This window comes from Maritimibacter sp. HL-12 (assembly GCF_900177545.1).
Lineage (GTDB): Bacteria > Pseudomonadota > Alphaproteobacteria > Rhodobacterales > Rhodobacteraceae > Sinisalibacter.
The window spans coordinates 185,462-205,227 of record NZ_FXBQ01000001.1; the positions used below are offsets into that span (position 1 = coordinate 185,462).

The following is a 19,766-nucleotide window of genomic DNA, read 5'->3' on the forward strand; positions in this document are numbered from 1 at the left end:
CCCGACTACCTGTCGCATTCCCATGGCGACGGCTTCCTGCTGATTTTCGCCGAACGTTGCACCCGGAAGGGGCTCTACCTGATGGACGAGCCCCCAAACGCGAAACGGCCGCCCCGAAGGACGGCCGCTCGATCTCGGAATGCAGCGCCTTCAGCCAGCCAGCCGTGCCGCCACGTTTTCCCAGTTCACCAGCTTGTCGAGGAAGTTGGTGAGATACGCCGGGCGCTTGTTGCGGAAGTCGATGTAATAGGAATGTTCCCACACGTCGCAGCCCAGGAGCGCGGTCTGGCCGAAGCACAGCGGGTTCACGCCGTTCTCGGTTTTCGTCACCTTCAGCGACCCGTCGCTGTCTTTCACCAGCCAGGCCCAGCCCGAGCCGAACTGGCCCGCACCGGCGGCGGCGAAGTCTTCCTTGAACTTGTCGACCGAGCCGAAAGCCTCGACCAGCGCCTTTTCCAGTTCGCCCGGCATCTTCTTGTCGTCGCCCGGGCCCATCATCTCCCAGAACTGGGCGTGGTTCCAGTGCTGCGAGGCGTTGTTGAAGATGCCGTTCTGCGCCACCGCGCCGGCCTCGTAGGTGCCGCGCACGATATCCTCGAGCGCCTTGCCCTCCCACTCGGTGCCGGCGATCAGCTTGTTGCCGTTATCGACATAGGCCTTGTGGTGCAGGTCGTGGTGGTATTCCAGCGTTTCCTTCGACATGCCGAGCGACGCGAGCGCGTCATGGGCATAGGGAAGGTCGGGAAGTTCGAAAGCCATTGGTCTCTCCCTGATCTGATTGTTTCGCTCAGGCATTACATGGGGCGGGATGGCCCCGAAGGTCAAGCACCCGAGGGTAAAAGTTTCGCAAGATCCGTCGCTCAGGGCGCGGGTGCGAACAGCCCGACCTCGCTGCCCGGCCGGGCGGCATTGGCGATCAGATCGAAGGCATAACGCGCCACCGAGCGGAACACGAAGATCTCGAAACTCGTCTCGTCGGGCATGTAAAACGCGCCCGCCACCTGTGCCAGCCGGGTGCGCCGCATCTCGCCCGGCCCGAAGGCGCCGGGCGCGAGGTTGGCGGGCGAGAGCTTGGCGATCACCTCGCGGCAGCCCGCGCCTTCGAGGCGGAGCATGGCGCGCGCGTCCGACACGTCGAGCGCCAGCGCATGCTGGCCCTTGAGCGCCTCGGCCAGCCCGGCCGCCAACGCCGGTGCCTCGCCGTGCTCGCAGATCAACAGAAGCTCGTCGGGCGACATCCAGGCGAGCCTGCGGCCGCCCGCCGTCACGATGCCGCGAGGGTGCGGCAGGCCGCAGCCGGTGGCGTCTTTCACCGCCTTGGCAAAACCCTTCGCCCCCAGATCGCCCCGGATCGTCACCATCCCCACAGGCCCCGCGTCGCGCAGGGTGCAAAAGCCCTCGAATGTCGCGCCCTCCAGCGCCGATACCGCCTCAGACATCCTGTTTCGCCCCTTCCTTGTCGTAGAAACACGTCTCCACGATCCGCGCCCTGATCTCGGCACCGTCGATCCTTGGAATCGTGACCTCCTCGCCCATCCGCTCCGGCCCGTGCAGCACCAGACCCATGGCAATGCCGCGCTTCAGCGTCGGCGAATAGTAACTCGAGGTCACCCGGCCCTGGGTGTTGCGCTGGCCGTTGGCGTTGGTGCCCTCCGCGACGATATAGGCCCCGTCGGGGATCACCGAACCATCCGTGGTTTCCAGCCCCACCAGCTTCCAGCGCTCCGGGTCGGCCATGTGCGCCCGGGCCTGCGCCCGCTTGCCGATGTAGTCGTCCTTCTTCTTCGAGATCGCCCAGTTCAGCCCGAGATCCTGCGGGATCACCGTGCCGTCGGTCTCGTCGCCGATCATGATGAAGCCCTTCTCGGCGCGCAGCACGTGCAGCGCCTCGGTGCCGTAGGGCATCACGCCATGCGGCTTGCCCGCCTCCATCAGCGCGTCCCACAACGCCTGCCCCCGGCTCGCGGGCACGGCGATCTCGTAGCTGAGTTCGCCCGAGAAGGAGATCCGGAACACCCGCACCGGGAAGCCGCCCAACGCGCCCTCGGCCCAGTGCATGAAGGGCAAAGCCTCCTTCGAGACATCCATCCCCCCCAGCGCCTCCAGCACCTTGCGCGCCTTCGGCCCGACCACGCCGATCTGGGCGTAGTGCTCGGTGAGGTTGGCGGTGTAGACCTTCCAGTCCCACCACTCGGTCTGGAGCCATTCCTCCATGTGGCCGTGAATGCGGTCGGCCCCGCCGGTGGTGGTGTGACACAGCCAGGTGTCGTCATCGAGCCGCGCCACCACGCCGTCGTCGATCAAAAAGCCGTTCTCCGAACACATCAGCCCGTAGCGGCATTTGCCCACCGGCAGGGTCGACATCATGTTGGTATACATCATGTCGAGGAAGCGGCCCGCGTCGGGGCCCTTGACCACGATCTTGCCCAGCGTCGAAGCGTCGAGCAGCCCGAGGTTCTCACGGGTGTTCACCACCTCGCGCCGCACCGCCTGCGCCCGGCTCTCGCCCGCGCTCAGGTAGGCATAGGGCCTGCGCCAGTGCCCCACCGGCTCCCAGTCGGCGCCATGGGCCGCGTGCCAGTCGTGCAGGACCGTGCGCCGGAGCGGCTGGAACAGGTCCCCCCGTGCCTCGCCCGCGATCGCGCCCATGCTGATCGGCGTGTAAGGCGGGCGGAAGGTGGTCGTGCCGGTCTGCGGGATCGCCTGCTGCAACGCCTGAGAAAGCACCGCCAATCCGTTGATATTGCTAAGCTTGCCTTGATCCGTCGCCATCCCCAGCGTGGTATAGCGCTTGGTGTGCTCGACGCTCTCGTAACCCTCGCGCGCGGCAAGCTGCACGTCCGACACCTTCACGTCGTTCTGGTAGTCGAGCCACATCTTCATGCGCTTCTCGGGGCCCGCGCCCTCGGGCATGATCCAGACCGGCTCGATCGCGGCCTCGGCCTCGCACGATGCCTTCGGCCCCGCCTTGCGGCTGGCCTTGCCACCCGCCCCCTTGCCCGCAGCCTTCCCGGCCTCGTGGGCATCGGCAAGGCAGGCATCGAGCGCCAGCGCGCCAGAGGCCGCCCCCGCCGTCAGCACGAAGGGCGCACCGTCGGCCCCCGTGGGCGCGCGCTCCGGGTCGGGGCGGAACAGCGCCGCCGTCTCGTCCCAGGTGAGCTTGCCGCCGCAATGCGACCACAGGTGCACCACCGGCGACCAGCCGCCCGACATCGCCACCGCGTCGCACCGGATCTCCTCGCCGGCCTTGCCGGCCCCTTTCTGCGTTGTCACCAGAACCGATTTCACCCGGGCCCGCCCGCGCACCTCGGCGATCGCCCGGCCTTCCATCACCGGGATGCCAGCGGCCCGCGCCGCCTGCGCCAGCGGGCTGGTCACCACCTCGCGGGCATCGAGCACGGCGGCCACGACCCGGCCCGCCGCCTTCATCGCCAGCGCGGTGCGATAGGCGTCGTCGTTGTTGGTCACCACCACGATCCGCCGGCCCGCCGCCACGCCCCAGTTCACCAGGTAGTCGCGCATCGCGCTGGCCAGCATCACGCCCGGAACATCGTTGCCGGCAAACGCCAGCGGGCGTTCGAGCGCCCCCGTCGCGGTCACGATCCGGCCTGCGCGGATCCGCCAGAGCCGGTGCCGCGGGCGGCCGTCGCCGGGGCTGTGATCGGCCACCCGCTCATAACCGAGGAGATAGCCGTGATCATAGACGCCGGTTCCCTGCATCCGCATCCTGAGGATCACATTCCCCGCATTTTCAAGCTCTTCCAGAACGGCCTTCACCCAGTCGCCCGGGGCCATGCCGTCGATTTCGCCGCCATCGACCGGCGCGCGTCCGCCCCAATGGGCGGCATCCTCCATCACCAGCACCGAAACCCCGGTTGCCGCCGCCGCCCGCGCCGCCTGAAGCCCGGCCACGCCGCCGCCGACCACGACCACGTCGTAATGCGCATAGACGTATTCGTAGCTGTCCGCGTCCGCGTCCACCGGCACCCGGCCCAGCCCCGCCGACTGCCGCACGAAAGGTTCGAAGATCTTCGCCCATGCCCCGCGCGGGGCCATGAAGGTCTTGTAGTAGAACCCCGCGGGCAAAAACCGCGCGACGTAATTGTTGGCCTCGCCGATGTCGAAGGCGAGCGAGGGCCAGTGGTTCTGGCTGATCGCGGCGAGTCCGTCGAACAACTCGGTCGTGGTCGCGCGCTGATCGGGCTCGAAGCGCCTGCCCTCGCCCAGCCCCACAAGCGCGTTCGGCTCCTCGGCCCCCGAGGCCACCAGCCCGCGCGGACGGTGATACTTGAAGCTGCGCCCGAGCATCATCTGCCCCGCGCCCAGCAGCGCCGAGGCCAGCGTGTCGCCGCCGTAGCCGCGAAACCGCTTGCCGTTGAAGCTGAACGACACCCGCTTCGACCGGTCGATCAGCCGCCCGTAACCTTCCAGCCGCGCACTCATGCCCCTGCCCCCTTTTTCTTGGCCCCAATACTCCGGGGGTGCGGGGGCAGCGCCCCCGCATGGGTCGGCCCCGGCAGCAATTCGAAACCGCTCATTGCCAGCCCTCCCAGCCCGGAACCTTCTTCGCGATCGTCGCCAGCAGCGCCTTCGGCGGCTCGGTCACCTGCGCCGGGTAGGTGCCGAAAACCTCCAGCGTCACCGTGCTGCGCGCGGCATGAAACCACTTGCCGCAGCCCGCCGCGTGCCGCCAGCGCTCGAAATGCACGCCCTTGGGGTTCTTGCGGTCGAACAGGTAGCTCTCGAAATCCGCGTCCGACCCCTCGGGGCCGACCCGCGTCAGATGGGCCTCGCCGCCGGGCGCAAGCTCGGTTTCGTCCGCCATCACGCCGCAGCAGGGGCATTCCAGGATCAGCATGTCGTCACCTCCTCGGCCAAGGATTTTCGAAAATCCTTGGCAAAATTCTTCGAAGAATTTTGGCCCGGCCCGCGCATCAATGCGCCACCCCCGCCGCCACGCTTTCGTCGATGAAGCGGCCCTCTCGGAAGCGCTCCAGCCCGAAATCCGCCGCCAGCGGTCCCGGCGCGTCCTTCGCCACCAGCTCGGCCATCGCCCAGCCGCTGCCGGGGATCGCCTTGAAGCCGCCGGTGCCCCAGCCGCAGTTGACGTAGATGCCCCCCACCGGGGTTTTCGACAGGATCGGCGAGCGGTCGCCGGTCATGTCGACGATGCCGCCCCATTGCCGCAGCATCTTCAGTCGCGAGATCATCGGGAAGGTCTCGACCAGCGCGCGCACGGTTTCCTCGATATGGTGGAAACTGCCGCGCTGGGTGTAGTTGTTGAACCCGTCGGTGCCGCCGCCGATCACCATCTCGCCCTTGTCGGACTGGCTCATGTAGCCGTGCACGGTGTTGGCCATCACCACCACGTCCATGCAGGGCTTGATCGGCTCACTCACCAGCGCCTGAAGCGAAACGCTCTCGATCGGCAGGCGGAAGCCGGCCATCTCGGCCAGTTCCGAGGAATGCCCGGCCACCACCAGCGCCAGCTTGCCGGTCTCGATCCGGCCCTTCGAGGTGTTCACCGCCTTGACCTTTCCGCCCTCGGTCTCGATCCCGGTGACGGCGCAGTTCTGGATGATGTCCATTCCCATCGCGCTACAAGCGCGGGCGTAGCCCCAGGCCACCGCGTCGTGCCGGGCGGTGCCGCCGCGCGGCTGCCACAACCCGCCGAGCACCGGGTAGCGCGGGCCGTCGATGTTGATGATCGGCACCAGTTGCCTGACCTTTTCCGGCCCGATGAACTCGGTGTCGACGCCCTGCAGCGCGTTGGCATGGGCGGTGCGCAGGTAGCCGCGCTTCTCGTGTTCGGTCTGGGCCAGCATGATCACGCCCCGGGGGCTGAACATCACGTTCATGTTCAGATCCTGGCTCATCGTCTCGTAGAGGCTGCGCGATTTCTCGTAGATCGCGGCCGACGGGTCCTGCAGGTAGTTCGAGCGGATGATCGTGGTGTTGCGCCCGGTGTTGCCGCCACCGAGCCAGCCCTTCTCGATCACCGCGACGTTGGTGATGCCGTGGTTCTTGCCGAGGTAGAAGGCGGTGGCCAGCCCGTGCCCGCCGGCACCCACGATGATCGCATCATAGCGTTTCTTCGGGTCCGGCGAGGCCCAGGCGCGCTCCCATCCCTGGTGATAGCGCAGCGCCTCGCGGGCGATGGCAAAGGCAGAATAGCGTCTCATCGCGACTCCTTCCGAGGGCTTCGGCATCCCTTGTCTCACGGCTTTCGCAATGCTGCCAAGGCAACATGCGGCCTAACACCCTGCAAATGCGACATCACATCTGCGACATCGCGTCCACCCCACCGGGACGCGGCGTCGCAGGGGGGTTTTGCCCGCCCGCCCTCTCCTATAAGTGGGGGCAAAAGAATTGGAGGGACCATGATCGGGTTCTGGATACTGGCGGGTCTCTTCGCCGTCGTTGCCATCGCCATACTCGGCCGCGCCCTGCTCACCAAAAGCGGCGAGGTTGCGGCAACGGCCGACTTCGACATGCAGGTCTACCGCGACCAGCTCAGGGAGCTTGACCGCGACGTGGCGCGCGGCGTGATCGGCAAGGAAGAAGCCGAACGCGCGCGCACCGAGATCTCGCGCCGCCTGCTCGATGCCGACCGCAAGGCACGCGCCGGAAAGGTCGCCGGCAACGCCCCCCGCGCCGCCACGGTAACGGCCTTCGCGCTCTCGGGCATCGTGGTGCTCGGCGGCGGGTTCTGGCTCTACACCGACATGGGCGCGCCGGGCTACTGGGACATGCCGCTGAAAGCGCGTTTCGAGGCCGCCGAGATCGCCCGGGAGTCCCGCGCGAGTCAGGCCGAGCTCGAAGCCGCGCTGCCGGCCTGGTCCGGGCCGCCCGCGGCGGCGCCGGCCGATTACGTCGAGCTTGTCGAAAAGCTGCGCGAGGCTGCCTCCGAACGCCCCGACGAATTGCAGGGTCAGTTGCTGCTGGCCCAGCACGAGGCGGCGCTCGGCAATTACGTCGCCGCCCGCAAGGCGATGGCACGGGTGATCGAGTTGCGCGGCGAGATGGCGGCGGCGGACGAGTATTCGCAATACGCCGATCTGCTTGCGCTCGCCGCCGGTGGCGAGATCTCGCCCGAGGCCGAGGATGCGGTCGAAGCGGCGCTTGCGCTCAACCCGCGCGATCACGTGGCGCGCTATTATGCCGGGCTTCTGCAGGCGCAGATCGGCCGCCCCGACCTTGCCTTCCCGATCTGGCGCGACCTTCTGGAGGGCTCCGATCCCTCCGAGCCATGGGTGGCGCCGATCATGGCGCAGATCCGCCAGCTCGCCGCTCTCGCGGGCGAGGAATACACCCCGCCAGAGCTCGAATCGCGCGTCCCCGGCCTCAGCGCCGACGACGTCGCGGCGGCCGAGAACCTGACCCCCGAAGAACGCGCACAGATGCTCGACGAGCTGGTGCGGTCGCTGATGCAGCGTCTCGCCTCCGAAGGCGGTTCCGCGGCCGACTGGGCCCGGCTGATCGAGGGGCTGGGCGTGCTTGGCGATCTCGACCGCGCCGCCGCGATCTTCGCGGAAGCGCAGAACGTGTTTGCCAACCGCCCCGACGATCTCGCGCTGATCGAGGCGGCTGCCGGCCGCGCCGGGCTTGGCGGCAGCGCCCCCGCCGAGGACAACGCCCCCGCCCTTGCCGGGCCAACCGCCGAAGACATGGACTCCGCCGCCGAGATGGAGGCGGAAGACCGTGCCGCGATGATCGAGGGCATGGTCGCGCGGCTGTTCGATACGCTCACCGAGGACGGCGGCACGCCGGACCGCTGGGCGCAGTTGTTCAATGCCCTCGCGGTGCAGGGCGACGCCGAACGCGCGCAGATCGCGTGGGAGGCGGCGCAGGCGGATTTCGCGGATGACGCCGCGACGCTCGATGCCCTGCGCCCGGCTGCCCAGGCGGCAGGAGCGACCGAGTGATCCACGACGAGATCGCCGATTTCGCTGCCCAGCTCGCGCCCGGCGCGGCGCTGATCGGGCTCGACTACGGCGAGAAAACCATCGGCGTGGCGGTGTCGGACGGTCTCAGGCAGGTTGCCACCCCGCTGGAAACCCTGCGCCGCACGAAGTTCACCGCCGACGCCGCGCGGCTGGGCGAGATCGCGCGGGCGCGGGCGATTGCCGGCATCGTGCTCGGCCTGCCGCGCAACATGGACGGCTCCGAAGGCCCGCGCTGCCAATCCACCCGCGCCTTCGCCCGCAACCTCGACCGCGCCCTCGGGCTGCCGATCACCTACTGGGACGAGCGCCTGTCCACCGTCGCCGCCGAACGCGCCCTGATCGAGGCCGACACCTCGCGCGCGCGCCGGGCGGAGGTGATCGACCACGTCGCCGCCGGGGTGATCCTGCAAGGCGCATTGGACCGGATGAGGCACCTGTGAGCGACGAAGCCCTGACCCCCTGCGTGCAGATCTGCGTGATCCACAGCGAAACCGGGATCTGCGCCGGCTGTTTCCGCACCCGCGCCGAGATCGCCGCCTGGGGCGGGCTCGACAACGCGGCGCGGCGCGAGATCATGGCCACTCTGCCCGACCGCGCCGGCCTGCTCACCCAGCGCCGCGGCGGGCGCACAGGGAGGCTCGGGCGCGGCCGCGGTTAAGGCAGGTTGCCCCCGCGGCTCCGGCCGCAGCAGCGAAAGGTGGGTGCCACCTCACCTTGGCAGCGGGATCGCTTACGCCAAACAATGGCTTGCCACCCGCCATGCCCAATCCCGGCGCAGCGCCGGGTGCCACCCCGCCGATCCACCGCCCGCAGCCGCGCGCTTCCGGCCCGGCGTCAAGATCCCGGCCAGAGGCCGCCCTGACCTGTCGCAGACCCCGTCCCACTTGCCTTTCGGCCCGGCCCGATGACGCGCGAGCGGGGCCGCTCTCTGGCAAGCTGCGTCGCCTTGTGCTGCGGCTTGAGCAAATCTTGCCGTCGCAGCCCGCGAATGCGCGGCGGGTGATTGACCCCGCGCGCGGGTTCAGGCAGTGAGCCGCCATGCTGCGCATGGATGACATCTCCTATTCGGTCGAAGGCCGCCCGCTGATCGAACACGCCTCCGCCGTGATCCCCGATGGCCACAAGGTGGGCCTCGTCGGGCGCAACGGCACGGGCAAGACCACGCTGTTTCGGCTGATCCGGGGCGAGCTCACGCTGGAAACCGGCGAGATCACCTTGCCCAAGGGCGCCCGAATCGGCGGCGTGGCGCAGGAGGCCCCGGCGACCGACGACAGCCTGCTCGACACCGTGCTTGCCGCCGATATCGAGCGCGCCGCGCTGATGGCCGAGGCCGAGCACGCCACCGATCCGCACCGCATTGCCGAAATCCAGACCCGACTCGGCGATATCGACGCCTGGTCGGCCGAGGCGCGGGCCGCCTCGATCCTGCGCGGGCTTGGCTTCGACAGCGCCGCCCAGGCCCGGCCCTGCGCCGATTTTTCCGGCGGCTGGCGGATGCGCGTGGCGCTCGCGGCGGTGCTGTTCTCGCGGCCCGACGTGCTGCTGCTCGACGAACCCACGAACTACCTCGACCTCGAAGGCGCGCTCTGGCTCGAAAACTACCTCGCGCGCTATCCCCATACCGTGATCATCGTCAGCCACGACCGCGACCTGCTCAACCGCGCGGTGACCGGCATCCTGCACCTCGAAGACCGCAAGCTGACCTATTATTCCGGGCCCTACGACACCTTCGCCAAGACCCGCGCCGCCCGGCTCGCCGCCGCCGAGGCCGAGAACCGCCGGGTCGAGGCCCGGCGCGCGCATCTGCAAAGCTTCGTCGACCGGTTCCGCGCCCAGGCCACCAAGGCCCGGCAGGCGCAATCGCGGCTGAAGATGATCGAGCGGCTGACCTTCACCGCCACCCCGCAGGAGGCGGCGCTCAGGCGCTTCACCTTCCCCGAACCCGAAGAGATCTCGCCGCCGGTGGTCACCATGGAGGGCGCAAGCGTGGGCTACGACGGCACCCCGGTGCTCTCGCATCTCACCCTGCGCATCGACCAGGACGACCGCATCGCTCTGCTCGGCCGCAACGGCGAGGGCAAGTCGACGCTCTCCAAGCTGATCGCCGGGCGGCTGGCCCCGCTCGCGGGCAAGCTGACGACATCGACCAAGTTGCGCGTCGGCTATTTCGCCCAGCACCAGATGGACGATCTGCGCGCCGACGAATCCCCGCTCGCCCATCTGCGCCGGTTGCGCCCCGGTGAAACCCCGGCGCGCCACCGCGCCCGGCTCTCCGGCTTCGGGTTGATGGCCGAACAGGCCGAAACCGTGGTCGGGCGGCTCTCGGGCGGGCAGAAGGCGCGTCTGACCCTTCTCCTGGCCACCCTCGACGCGCCGCACCTGCTCATTCTCGACGAGCCCACCAACCACCTCGACATCGAAAGCCGCGAGGCGCTGGTCGAGGCGCTCACCGCCTATTCCGGCGCGGTGGTGCTGGTGAGCCACGACATGCACCTGCTCAGCCTCGTGGTCGACCGGCTCTGGCTGGTCAAGGATGGCCGCGTCACCCCGTTCGAGGACGATCTCGACGCCTACCGCAAGCTGCTGCTTTCGGGCGATACCGCCGCGAAACCCGACAAGCCGAAGGCCAAACCCGAGAAGCCGGGCCGCGACCAGCTCATCGCGCTGCGCGCCGAACTGCGAAAAAGCGAGGCCCGGATGGAAAAGCTCGAAGAAATGCGCGACCGCCTCGCCCGCAAACTCGCCGACCCGGCGCTCTATGAGAACGCCCGCATCGGCGAGATGGAAGTCTGGCAGAAGAAATACGCCGAGGTCATGGAAGGGCTCGACCGCGCCGAGACGCTCTGGATCGCCGCACAGGAAAAACTCGACGCGGCCGGAGGCTAGGGCCGCGGTCCAAGCGGATATCGGCGGGCGGGCCCGCGCCTTGCCGGATCACCGCATCCCTACCGACAGAAGGCCCCGGCGGTCAGGCAGCGCACCGGTCAAAACGCCCCGGCTGGCGGCCTGCGAAACGCCGTGTCCACCGCTTCCCCACCGGCCAGACATAAGGTCGCGTCGCCGCTCTGGAACATGGCGCGCACCTGTCGGGAATGGTAGAATGGCTGCGGAGGGTAACAGCGATGGGAAGCGTGCCTGCGTTCTGTTCCGCTTGTGGCACCCCGGCAGCGCCCGGCGGACGCTTCTGCACCGAGTGCGGCGCACCGCTGGCCGCGCCAGCGTTCAATCGCCTGAAGACGGTCGATCCGCCCCGCGCCCCCCTGCCCCCTCCGGGACCGCCGGTGCACGTGAAGGCACCCTCGCCCCCTGCCCGCCCGACACCGCCGCACCCGCCGCAGGCTGCGCCGCTTCCGCCGCAGGCTGCGCCGCTTCCGCCACCGCCCGCAGCGCCGGTTTCGGCCGCCGCGCCCGCAACAACAGCCGGTGGCGAAAACCCCGCAGGCCGGCTGGTGGCGAACATCTTTATCATGGCCCTGTTCTGGGCACTGGCCTGGGCGCTGGCCGATTTCGCCGCCTATGTCGCCATTGTCGGCATCGACAACCTGGGCTTCGAGATCTCCGATCCATACGGGATGGGCTACGATCTCAACCTTGCGCGCCAGAACGCCGCAGGGGGCGCGGCGGGCGGCGCGCTGGCGGGCCTGCTGGTGTCGCTGCCCTATTTCGGTGCCCTGGTCTGGGGATGGCTGCGCTTCGGGTTCACCTTGGTTTTCTGGATCATCTGCGAACTGGTAATCGTCCAGAACTGGGACTCGCTCGCGATTGAAACCGTGGAGGAATTCCTCGTTGTCGTCGGGTTTTTCGGCCTCGTCTACGGGGCGATATTCTCGATGCTCCTGATCCCCCAGAAACCGGGCATGGGCAATCTCGCGCGGGTGCCGCTTGCCGCGCTGGCAATCGCGCTGGCCGCCGTCATCGCCCGCTACCTGCAATTCCAGATCGCCGCCTGAAGATCGCCGCCCCCGCCGCCGCGCTCAGAACCGGCGCGAAATCGCGGCCAGCGTGATCCCGAGCACCATGCCCCAGAGCAGTATTCCGATCACCCCGTTGGCGAAGAACTCGTTGTCGACAAGCCCGGCGCGGAACACCGCGGGATACATCGCCCAGCGCCCCAACTGGATGGCCGCGGCAAACAACGCCCCGGCGATCAATCCCCCGCGCGGGCGCAGCGCGGCAAGGACCATGCCCAGCATCGCCCCGATCCAGAGATGATAGCTCCAGCCCGCGACAAGCGCGCCGGCATGGGTCGAGGGCAGCCCGGTAAGGATCTGGCCAAACACCGGCTGCACCCGGAACGGATCGAACGGCATGTCGAAGACGAGGCGAACACCGACGCGATAAAGGTTGTAGACCAGCGTCGCCGCCAGCCCGGCGGCCAGCCCTGCGCCCAGACGCGCCGACCAGGCGGCGAGCCGATCGGCCTGCCCGCGCCACAGCATCACAGCGCCGGCAACAAGCAGGCCGATCGGCAGCGCAACCACCGAAACCGCGAAGTCTGGCGGCATCCCGGCAAGGCCCGCCCCTGCCAGCCCGACGACGACGAGCGTGGCGAACACCGCGACGAGGGCGAGGATGTGCGGGTGGGTCATTCGCCGCTTCCCTGCGTCGACCGCGCCGCGCCGGGACCGGCCAACCGGCTGTGCGCGGCGTCGATCCGGGTCAGCCCCTTGTCGCTGCCGAGCCAGAGGTTGCCGTCGCTGTCTTCCAGCATGGCCTTGAGTTCGTATCCCGAAAGGCCATCGGCCGGGGAGAGCCGCTGGCTTTGCCCGCCGAAAACAACCGCCGCCCCGTCGAACTCGGTGCCGAACCAGAGCTGGCCGTGGCGGTCTTCGAACACCAGCCGAACCATGTCGGACGCGAGCCCGTCGGCGGCACCGATGCACCGCCATCCGCCCAGCGCCTCGGGGTCATCCAGCCGGCACGCGCCGCCGCGCTCCCCGAAGCCGGTGGCAAGCCAGAGCGCGCCGCTGCCGTCCTCGGCAATGTGATTGACGCGCAGGTGGGCAAGGCCGTCCGCGCGCCCGAGGGCCCGCCAGCCGTCGGCGTCTTGCACCATCAGGCCGCCAAGGCTTGCGGAGGTCAGGCCAACCCAGAGCCGCGCACGGCTGTCCTCGAACAATGACAGGACGGCACCTGCCCGCTCCGAGGGGATACCAACCGGCTCGAACCCGGTGCCGGTGACAACCGCCAGCCCGGCCTCGCCCCCGACGAGGATGCGGCCATCCCCGGTTTCCACCAGGGCCGTCACCGGCCCCGGTGCGATGCTGGCGCTGGCTTCGATCTGCAGCCAGCCGGTGCCGTCGAAGCGCGCAAGGCCGGTGCGATGCCCGACCCAGAGCCGCCCGGCACGATCCACCAGCAACGCCTTGACATAACCCATGGCAGGCGTGCCGTCCGGCAGCGCCAAGACCGTGCCGTCCCGGATGTCGAGCACGGCCACACCATCGCGCCCGCCGGCCCAGATCCGGCCACGGTATTGCGCCAGCGCGTTCACGTCATGCGGCGGTTGCACGACAGACCAGCCCGGGCGCGCGGCCCCGCCCGGACCGGGCCAGATCGCCGCCGGACCCCAAAAGGCCAGCGCGCCGAGCAAAGCCAGCGCCAGCGCCGATGCGCCAAGCAATCCGACCTTGCCTTTCATCATCCCAGTGCCCCCAGACCCGGCCGCGATCACCGCCATCGGCATGATGAAACAGCCAAAGCACTTGGTAATTGATCCATATCATGCCGCTTCGGCGGGATTTCCCTTCCAATATCCACCATCGCCGGGGGCGAGTTGCGCCGGTCCCGGCAGGGGAGGCTTAGATGCGCCCCGACGATCTGGTGCATCACTATCGGGAACTGAAGGCATCCTGCGACAGCGGCAGGATATCGCAGGAGCGATTCCTGATCGCCTGCGAAGGCCTGATGGCGCAGGACGACGCCGGCAACTGGTGGGCGGTTGACGCCACCGGGCAGCTCCTGCGCCACGATCCGGGGAGCGCGACATGGCAGCCCGCAACCGCGGCCGGCGATGCCCGGCCGTGGCGGACTGGCGCGGTGCCCGGATCCGCGGCCCCGGCTGCAACCGTGCGCCCCGCCGATCCGCCGCCACCCTTGCTGGACCCGGCATCGCTCACGACGATCGGCATCGTCTTCGGCGCAAGCCTGGTGATCTCGTGGCTCGGCTGGTCGTTTCTGATGGCGCTGCCGATGGCGATCAACGCATTGATCCCGACCGGCAGTTGCTCGAACTTCGTTCCGAAAACCTTTGGCATGTATGTCTGCTCCGCCTTCGTCGGGCTCAGCGTCGTGTTCGGCTCGCTGGTGCTGGCGGTGGCGATGATCCTCCTGCGCAAACCGATCACGGCGGCGATCAACAAGCTCAACGCCGCGGTGCCCGAGAAATACCGCTCGGTGATGCCCGCCATCGTGGCCGCGGTGTTTTTCGCGGTGGTCTGGTCGGGTTCGCATTACGCCACCGGCCATTCTGTCGGGATCGTCTCGCACCGGGCCTTCCCGGCCTTGGTTGGGGTGCTGGTGCACCTGACGATCTACTACGGCCCCCCCTTCATGGCCCGTTTCCCCCGCCTGTTCGAGTCCCGCGACCGGCTGTCGAAATTCTCCCGCTGGATGCTCATGCTGCTGGTGCCCACCGGGCTTTCGCTGCTCCTGACCTTCCAGGAGCGCGTGACGAACGAGGCATTCAAACAGCAATTCGTGGTGATCGTCGGCATGGTGCTGGCCTATGTCATCCTGACGCCCCGCCCCGGCGCGGGCGCTGCAAATCCGGGAGCCGCACGATGAGTTCCCCTGGCGCATCGGCGGGAACCTCGCGCCGCCTCGTCGCGCTGCTCCCGGTGTTGCTGCTCGCCGGGCTGGCCCTGCTGCTGCCGCAAACCGGCCTTGCACATGATTGCTCCGGCCCCGCCGATTGCGAACAGACCGCCGGCTACAACGCCGTGATCTCGGTTGTCGGCGCAGTCTCGGCGGTGGTTGCGGGCGTGCTGGGCTCAAGCGTCGCCGGCGGCACGGTGCCCGGGGTGATTGCCGGTACCACGCCGCCGCCCGCCACCCCCGGCACCCGCGATGAAAGCGCCGAGGGCACCGCCGGCGGGTTCACCGAACTGCCCCCCGGCAGCGAGGGCTGGGTGGTGACCGATACCGATGGCAAGCCGCACGTCTTCGCGACCGAGGAGGAAGCGAACCGCTATTATGAACGCCTGCTGGGCGAGGCCGAGGCAGAAGCCGAACAGGAGCGCATCCGCCACCTCGAAGGCGATTACCGCAGCGCCGCCGAGCAGGTCGAGTTCCTGCGCTCGATCATCCAGGGTCTCAAGAACGCCGGGCGCGACCCGAGCGAGCAGATCCGCGAGATGGAACGCTACATCCGCGAGCGCGACCGGCTGCGCGGCGAGGTCGGGCGCGAAGGCGGCAACACCGACTACACCCCGCGCGAGCGCAGCGCCTGGAGCTTCGGCGAACACGACGACTTCATCAAGCAGCAGAAAGACAGCCAGAACCGGCTCGAAACGATCCACAGGATGTCGGACGCGGTCGACCGGATGCGCGACAGGAACATGGTCGGGGAAAACCCCGAGCTGACCCGCAAGATCCTCGACCGCCTCGACAGGATGAGCGACGACATGGTGCGCGACGGCCGCCGCGAGCCGACCTGGGAGGAGATCGAGGAGATCAAGCGCATCATCGAGCGCGACATCGACGCCACCCGCACACGGCAGGAGTCAGACGAGACCAACTGGGTCAAGGAAGGTGCGCAAGACACCGCGCGCGAGATCTTCACCGGCGTCGATTCCGAGGGCAACACCTCCTACAAGGCGATGGTCCTGCGCGGGCTGACCGCGGCCGCCACCGGCGGGCAATCCGAGATCGCGATGGAAGTCACCGAGAAGATGTATGGCATCCACGACGATGTCATGGCCGGCAAGAGCGGCACCGAGGCTTTCGGCAACGCGGTCAAGCGGGTTCTGGTCGATGAGACGATCGGGCGCGTCGTCGAGGGCGGGATCAAGACCGGCGGCAAGGCTGGCGGCGAACTCTACGAGCGCACGATCAAGGGCACCAACCTCGACGATGCCCTGCGCACCAAGGTCCGCAACGCCGATGAATTTCTCAAGCGCGACGTCAAGGACATCCTGCGCGGCTCTGGCGACGATGTTGCCGATGGCCTCGGTCCGCGCGTGCCGCGGGTCGACGCGCGCGAGGCCGACGTGAGCCACGGCGGGCGCAGCTTCGACCAGCGCAAGGCCGATTTCGAGGCCGGGCGGACGCGCGGCGCGCAGAAGGTCGGCGAGCTTGACGAGGCGCTCGAGTATCGCCGCACCAACCCCGACGCGCCGGACGCCGACGCCCGGGTGCGCGATGCGGTCGACAGGGTGCAGAAAGACAAGCACGCGATGCACGAGTTGAACAAGCGCGGGGCGGAGGGGCCGAGCGAAACCATCGCCGATTTCAACAAGGAACTCAAAACCTCCTACGAAACCGCCCACGACTCTGCCCGTCGCCGGATCGCGGACGAATACGGCGTGCCGATCGAAGACGTGAAGGTGGTCAAACCCACCAACGCACCGGGCGACGTGGCCCCTGCCGATCCGCGCGGTTTTGCCCGCAAGCCCGATCCTGCCATGAAAACCGATGCCGCCGACTACCAGCAGCGCGCGCCCGAAACCGGCGTCGAAGTGCGCGGCGACAAGGCCAGCTTCGATCAGGACGTGACCTACCGCGTGCGCCAGGACGAGGTGATCGACCCGCGCACCGGCAAGGTTCAGGAAGGCTTCGCCGATGTGCCGAAAACCGACAGCCAGAGGATCTACAACGAGGAATTCTACAAGGCCCGACACGGTGGCGATCTGCCCACCAGGGTGAACCCCGAGACCGGCAAGCTCGAAGTCGATACCGACGCGGTGAACAAATACGCCAAGGACATGGACCAGGCCTGCACCGACCGGCTCGACGCCGAGGCCTACGGCACCGGCGACAGGGACCTCAAGACCGCCGTCGATCCGCAACACCGGGGCCGCGATTTCGAGGATGTCGAGGCGGTGGGCAAGACCATGGAACACAAGAACTACGAATGGCAGAACGAGGCGGCCAAGACCCGCGCCGATGCCAATGCGCTCGATGCGAGAGCCGATACGCTCGAAGCCGGCGGCAAGATGCAGGAGGCCGCCGAGGTGCGCGCCGAGGCGAACGACCTGCACGCCAAGGCCGAGGGTCAGATCGAAGAGGGCTACCGCCAGACCACCAAGCAGTTCAAGAACCAGCTCGAAGATCGCGTCGCCAAGCTGAACGAGCAACACGGACGCAAGGTCGCCGAGGTGCCGCCACGGCTCGAAAAGGCGGTCGACATCATGGAGAACCCGAAGCTGACGCCCGCCGAAGTCGAGCTCGAGCTGGCGAAGATGGGCTACACCCCCGACAAGGTGGTGCAGCAGATGTCATCGAACCTCGAGTCCTTGCAAAAATTCAAACCACCCGCGGCGGTGGAGCCGCCCGCCGGTTTCGATCTTGGCAACGCTGCGGTCGAAGGGCTGCGCGGGGCCTCGAAATCCGGTCAGACACCGGGGGTGTGAGGCGATGGGGAACAGGGGAAAGCGAGGCCAGCCATGAAACTCGTCAAGGGCGACCTGATCGCAACCGGCGCCGAACTGGTGGCCGCGCCCGCGGTCCTGGGGCTGAATGTCGGCCCCCTCGCGCGCCTGCCGCAGGTGCGCCCGGCCGCCGCGGCCGAACAGTCGGTGGCGGCATGCCTCGCCGGATTGCGTGCGCCGGTGGCAGCCGATATCCGCGCCTTGCTGGCAACCCTGGCCAACCCGCTGCGGATCGGCACGCTGCATTACGCGCTCGGCGAGGAAAGCCTCACCCGGGCGATCCTCGCCTGGGGGCCGGACAGCGGGGCCAAAGCGGTCTTGATGGTGAGCCGGGCCGAAGACTGGGCGATCCGCGCGGTGAGCGCCACCGACCTTGCCGACACGATCGCCTCGGTGCTGCTCGAAGATCTGCCGCTCGCGCCCGCCCGTCTGCAAAAAGCGCTCTCGCCCGATGCCGCGCTGGTGTTTCTCGCCGCGCTGCACGCGCTGCGGGCCGGGCGGCTCAAGGCGCTTCTGGCGCACGATTTTGCCCCCGTTGCCTTCACGCCCGGCGCGATCGCCGAAGCCCTGGAAGATGTCGGTGCCGAGGATTTCCGCTGGCCGCTCCTGTTTCTCGACAAGGTCCTGCCGTTCTCGCTCGACGGGCTGAACTGGGAGGCCCGGATCGGCCCCGCGCTCGGCTCGCTGGCCGACCGGGGCCTTGTCGAGCGGGTCAAGAAGAGCAAGACCACCTGGATGCTCACGCCGCTCGGCTATCAGCTTGCCGTCGCCGATGCCCAGCATCTCACCAAGGTGGGCCTGCGGGTCACCGCGACCACCGACGAAGACCTCAAGGGCCACGAGGCCTTCCTGTTCCTGCGCTCGGTTCAGGACGTGATGCTGTATGACCTCGGTGGGCGCGAGGCGGTGATCGCCTCGATCCCGTTCGCAGATCTGCGCTCCCTGCTCGCCACCGTGCTCACCCCGCCGGCAAAGGCGGTGGCCGGCGGGGCCGAAAAGATGCCCGATCCGCAGATTTGCCCGACCTGCGGCCATGTGCTGGAGCCGGCGGCGAAATTCTGCCCGGCCTGCGGGGCCAAGGTCGCCGCGGCGCGTGGCGGGGCGCGCAGTTGCGCAAGCTGTGGCGCGCCGCTCGTGAAGGGCGCGAAATTCTGCGCCGACTGCGGCGCGAAAGCTTGAGGAGCGATGAGCATGAAACGCAATGTCATCCTGGCCCTGCTGGCAATCGTCGTCCTCGGGGTTGCCGTCTTCACCAGCCGTCAACCCGGTGAGGCGCTGCACGAGGTGACGATCTACACCTCCGTCGACCAGGTCTATTCCGAGCCGGTCCTGCGCGCATTCGAGGCCGAGACCGGCATCAGGGTCAACGCACTCTACGATGCCGAGGCGGCCAAGACCGTGGGGCTGGTCAACCGGCTCATCGCCGAAAAGTCCGCGCCGTTGGCCGACGTGTTCTGGAACGGCGAGTTCTCGCAAACCCTCGTGCTGAAGGAGGAAGGCGTGCTGGCCGCCTATGCCTCGCCCGCGGCGGAGGGATTGCCGGCATTGTTCCGCGATCCCGAAGGGTTCTGGACGGCCTTCGGCGGGCGCGCCCGGGTGCTCTTCGTCAATACCGCGATGTTGCCCAAGGCGGATTGGCCGCGCTCGATTTTCGATCTGCCCCCGCGGGCCGGGGAAATCGCGCTGGCCAACCCGTTGTTCGGCTCGACCGGAACCCACGCCGCAGCACTTGCCGCCGCACTTGGGCCGCAAGCGGCCCTCGACGTCTTCGAGGCACTCAAATCCGGCGGCGTGCGCGTGGTCGATGGCAATGCCGTGGTGCGCGACATGGTGGCAGCGGGCCGCGTGCCGATGGGGTTGACCGATACCGACGACGCCTGCGTTTCGATCGAGAAAGGCGCGCCGGTCGCGGTCGTCTTCCTCGACCAGCAGGCGGACGGGCTTGGCACGCTGGTGGTGCCGAACACGGTGGCGCTCATCGCCGGGGGGCCACATCCCGACCTTGGACGGATGCTGGCCGACTACCTGCTTTCAACCGAGACCGAGGCGGCGATGATCGAAAGCGGCTGGGTGCAGATCCCGTCGCGGCCCAGCCCGGTGGAGGGCCCTTGCTTTGGCAGGCTCGACGTGCGCGCGATGCAGGTGAGCATGGCAGAGATCCGCGCGGCGGGCGGCGAAATCGACGCGGCGATTCGCCGGATGTTCCAGGATTGAGCCCGGACGGATGACA

At 68.4% G+C, this 19,766-nt stretch carries 16 protein-coding genes; 9 read left to right on the forward strand and 7 right to left on the reverse strand.

Annotation, left to right across the window (positions count from 1 at the left end; genetic code table 11):
- Positions 1 to 150: 150 nt before the first annotated feature.
- The 5 genes from B9Y97_RS00925 to B9Y97_RS00945 form a co-directional block, all read right to left on the reverse strand.
- Positions 151 to 759, reverse strand: a complete 609-nt coding sequence (locus B9Y97_RS00925) for a superoxide dismutase (protein WP_085524995.1) — start codon at positions 757 to 759, stop codon at positions 151 to 153.
- 101 nt (positions 760 to 860) lie between these two features.
- Positions 861 to 1,439 (reverse strand): sarcosine oxidase subunit gamma, encoded by a 579-nt coding sequence (locus B9Y97_RS00930; protein ID WP_085524996.1) that lies wholly within the window; start codon positions 1,437 to 1,439, stop codon positions 861 to 863.
- The gene (locus tag B9Y97_RS00935) at positions 1,432 to 4,443 is read right to left on the reverse strand and encodes a sarcosine oxidase subunit alpha family protein (RefSeq protein ID WP_085524997.1); all 3,012 of its coding nucleotides are present in this window, start codon (positions 4,441 to 4,443) and stop codon (positions 1,432 to 1,434) included. Before B9Y97_RS00935 ends, B9Y97_RS00930 begins: the two co-directional genes overlap by 8 nt.
- A 91-nt stretch (positions 4,444 to 4,534) precedes the next feature.
- On the reverse strand, positions 4,535 to 4,858 hold the full coding sequence (locus tag B9Y97_RS00940) for a sarcosine oxidase subunit delta (RefSeq protein ID WP_085524998.1): 324 nt from the start codon (positions 4,856 to 4,858) through the stop codon (positions 4,535 to 4,537).
- A 76-nt stretch (positions 4,859 to 4,934) separates the two neighbouring features.
- Positions 4,935 to 6,182: a sarcosine oxidase subunit beta family protein gene (locus tag B9Y97_RS00945; protein WP_085528031.1), complete on the reverse strand. Its 1,248-nt coding sequence runs from the start codon at positions 6,180 to 6,182 to the stop codon at positions 4,935 to 4,937.
- A 198-nt stretch (positions 6,183 to 6,380) separates the two neighbouring features.
- On the opposite strand from B9Y97_RS00945, the gene ccmI reads away from it, so the two are divergent.
- The 5 genes from ccmI to B9Y97_RS00970 all read left to right on the forward strand — a co-directional run bounded on the left by ccmI (position 6,381) and on the right by B9Y97_RS00970 (position 11,896).
- Positions 6,381 to 7,925, forward strand: a complete 1,545-nt coding sequence (gene ccmI, locus B9Y97_RS00950; RefSeq protein WP_085524999.1) for a c-type cytochrome biogenesis protein CcmI — start codon at positions 6,381 to 6,383, stop codon at positions 7,923 to 7,925.
- Complete coding sequence (ruvX, locus tag B9Y97_RS00955) at positions 7,922 to 8,386, forward strand: Holliday junction resolvase RuvX (RefSeq protein WP_085525000.1); 465 nt, start codon at positions 7,922 to 7,924, stop codon at positions 8,384 to 8,386. Before ccmI ends, ruvX begins: the two co-directional genes overlap by 4 nt.
- Positions 8,383 to 8,604, forward strand: a complete 222-nt coding sequence (locus B9Y97_RS00960; RefSeq protein WP_085525001.1) for a DUF1289 domain-containing protein — start codon at positions 8,383 to 8,385, stop codon at positions 8,602 to 8,604. The genes ruvX and B9Y97_RS00960 overlap by 4 nt, the downstream gene beginning before the upstream one ends.
- 380 nt (positions 8,605 to 8,984) lie before the next feature.
- Positions 8,985 to 10,832 (forward strand): ABC-F family ATP-binding cassette domain-containing protein, encoded by a 1,848-nt coding sequence (locus B9Y97_RS00965; protein ID WP_085525002.1) that lies wholly within the window; start codon positions 8,985 to 8,987, stop codon positions 10,830 to 10,832.
- 563 nt (positions 10,833 to 11,395) lie between these two features.
- Positions 11,396 to 11,896 (forward strand): hypothetical protein, encoded by a 501-nt coding sequence (locus B9Y97_RS00970; RefSeq protein ID WP_139828184.1) that lies wholly within the window; start codon positions 11,396 to 11,398, stop codon positions 11,894 to 11,896.
- Between the two features lie 24 nt (positions 11,897 to 11,920).
- On the opposite strand, the gene B9Y97_RS00975 is transcribed toward B9Y97_RS00970, so the two are convergent.
- Positions 11,921 to 12,535 (reverse strand): hypothetical protein, encoded by a 615-nt coding sequence (locus B9Y97_RS00975; protein WP_085525004.1) that lies wholly within the window; start codon positions 12,533 to 12,535, stop codon positions 11,921 to 11,923.
- The gene (locus B9Y97_RS00980) at positions 12,532 to 13,590 is read right to left on the reverse strand and encodes a ligand-binding sensor domain-containing protein (RefSeq protein WP_176224261.1); all 1,059 of its coding nucleotides are present in this window, start codon (positions 13,588 to 13,590) and stop codon (positions 12,532 to 12,534) included. Before B9Y97_RS00980 ends, B9Y97_RS00975 begins: the two co-directional genes overlap by 4 nt.
- Before the next feature lie 161 nt (positions 13,591 to 13,751).
- On the opposite strand from B9Y97_RS00980, the gene B9Y97_RS00985 reads away from it, so the two are divergent.
- The 4 genes from B9Y97_RS00985 to B9Y97_RS01000 are packed head-to-tail and all read left to right on the forward strand — an operon-like array spanning position 13,752 to position 19,750.
- A complete protein-coding gene (locus tag B9Y97_RS00985) occupies positions 13,752 to 14,732 on the forward strand; it encodes a hypothetical protein (RefSeq protein WP_085525006.1) in 981 nt (326 codons plus the stop codon).
- Positions 14,729 to 17,518, forward strand: a complete 2,790-nt coding sequence (locus B9Y97_RS00990) for a hypothetical protein (protein WP_085525007.1) — start codon at positions 14,729 to 14,731, stop codon at positions 17,516 to 17,518. Before B9Y97_RS00985 ends, B9Y97_RS00990 begins: the two co-directional genes overlap by 4 nt.
- Before the next feature lie 33 nt (positions 17,519 to 17,551).
- Positions 17,552 to 18,715 (forward strand): zinc ribbon domain-containing protein, encoded by a 1,164-nt coding sequence (locus B9Y97_RS18240; protein ID WP_217809427.1) that lies wholly within the window; start codon positions 17,552 to 17,554, stop codon positions 18,713 to 18,715.
- 12 nt (positions 18,716 to 18,727) lie between these two features.
- The gene (locus B9Y97_RS01000; protein ID WP_085528033.1) at positions 18,728 to 19,750 is read left to right on the forward strand and encodes an extracellular solute-binding protein; all 1,023 of its coding nucleotides are present in this window, start codon (positions 18,728 to 18,730) and stop codon (positions 19,748 to 19,750) included.
- Positions 19,751 to 19,766: the final 16 nt, after the last annotated feature.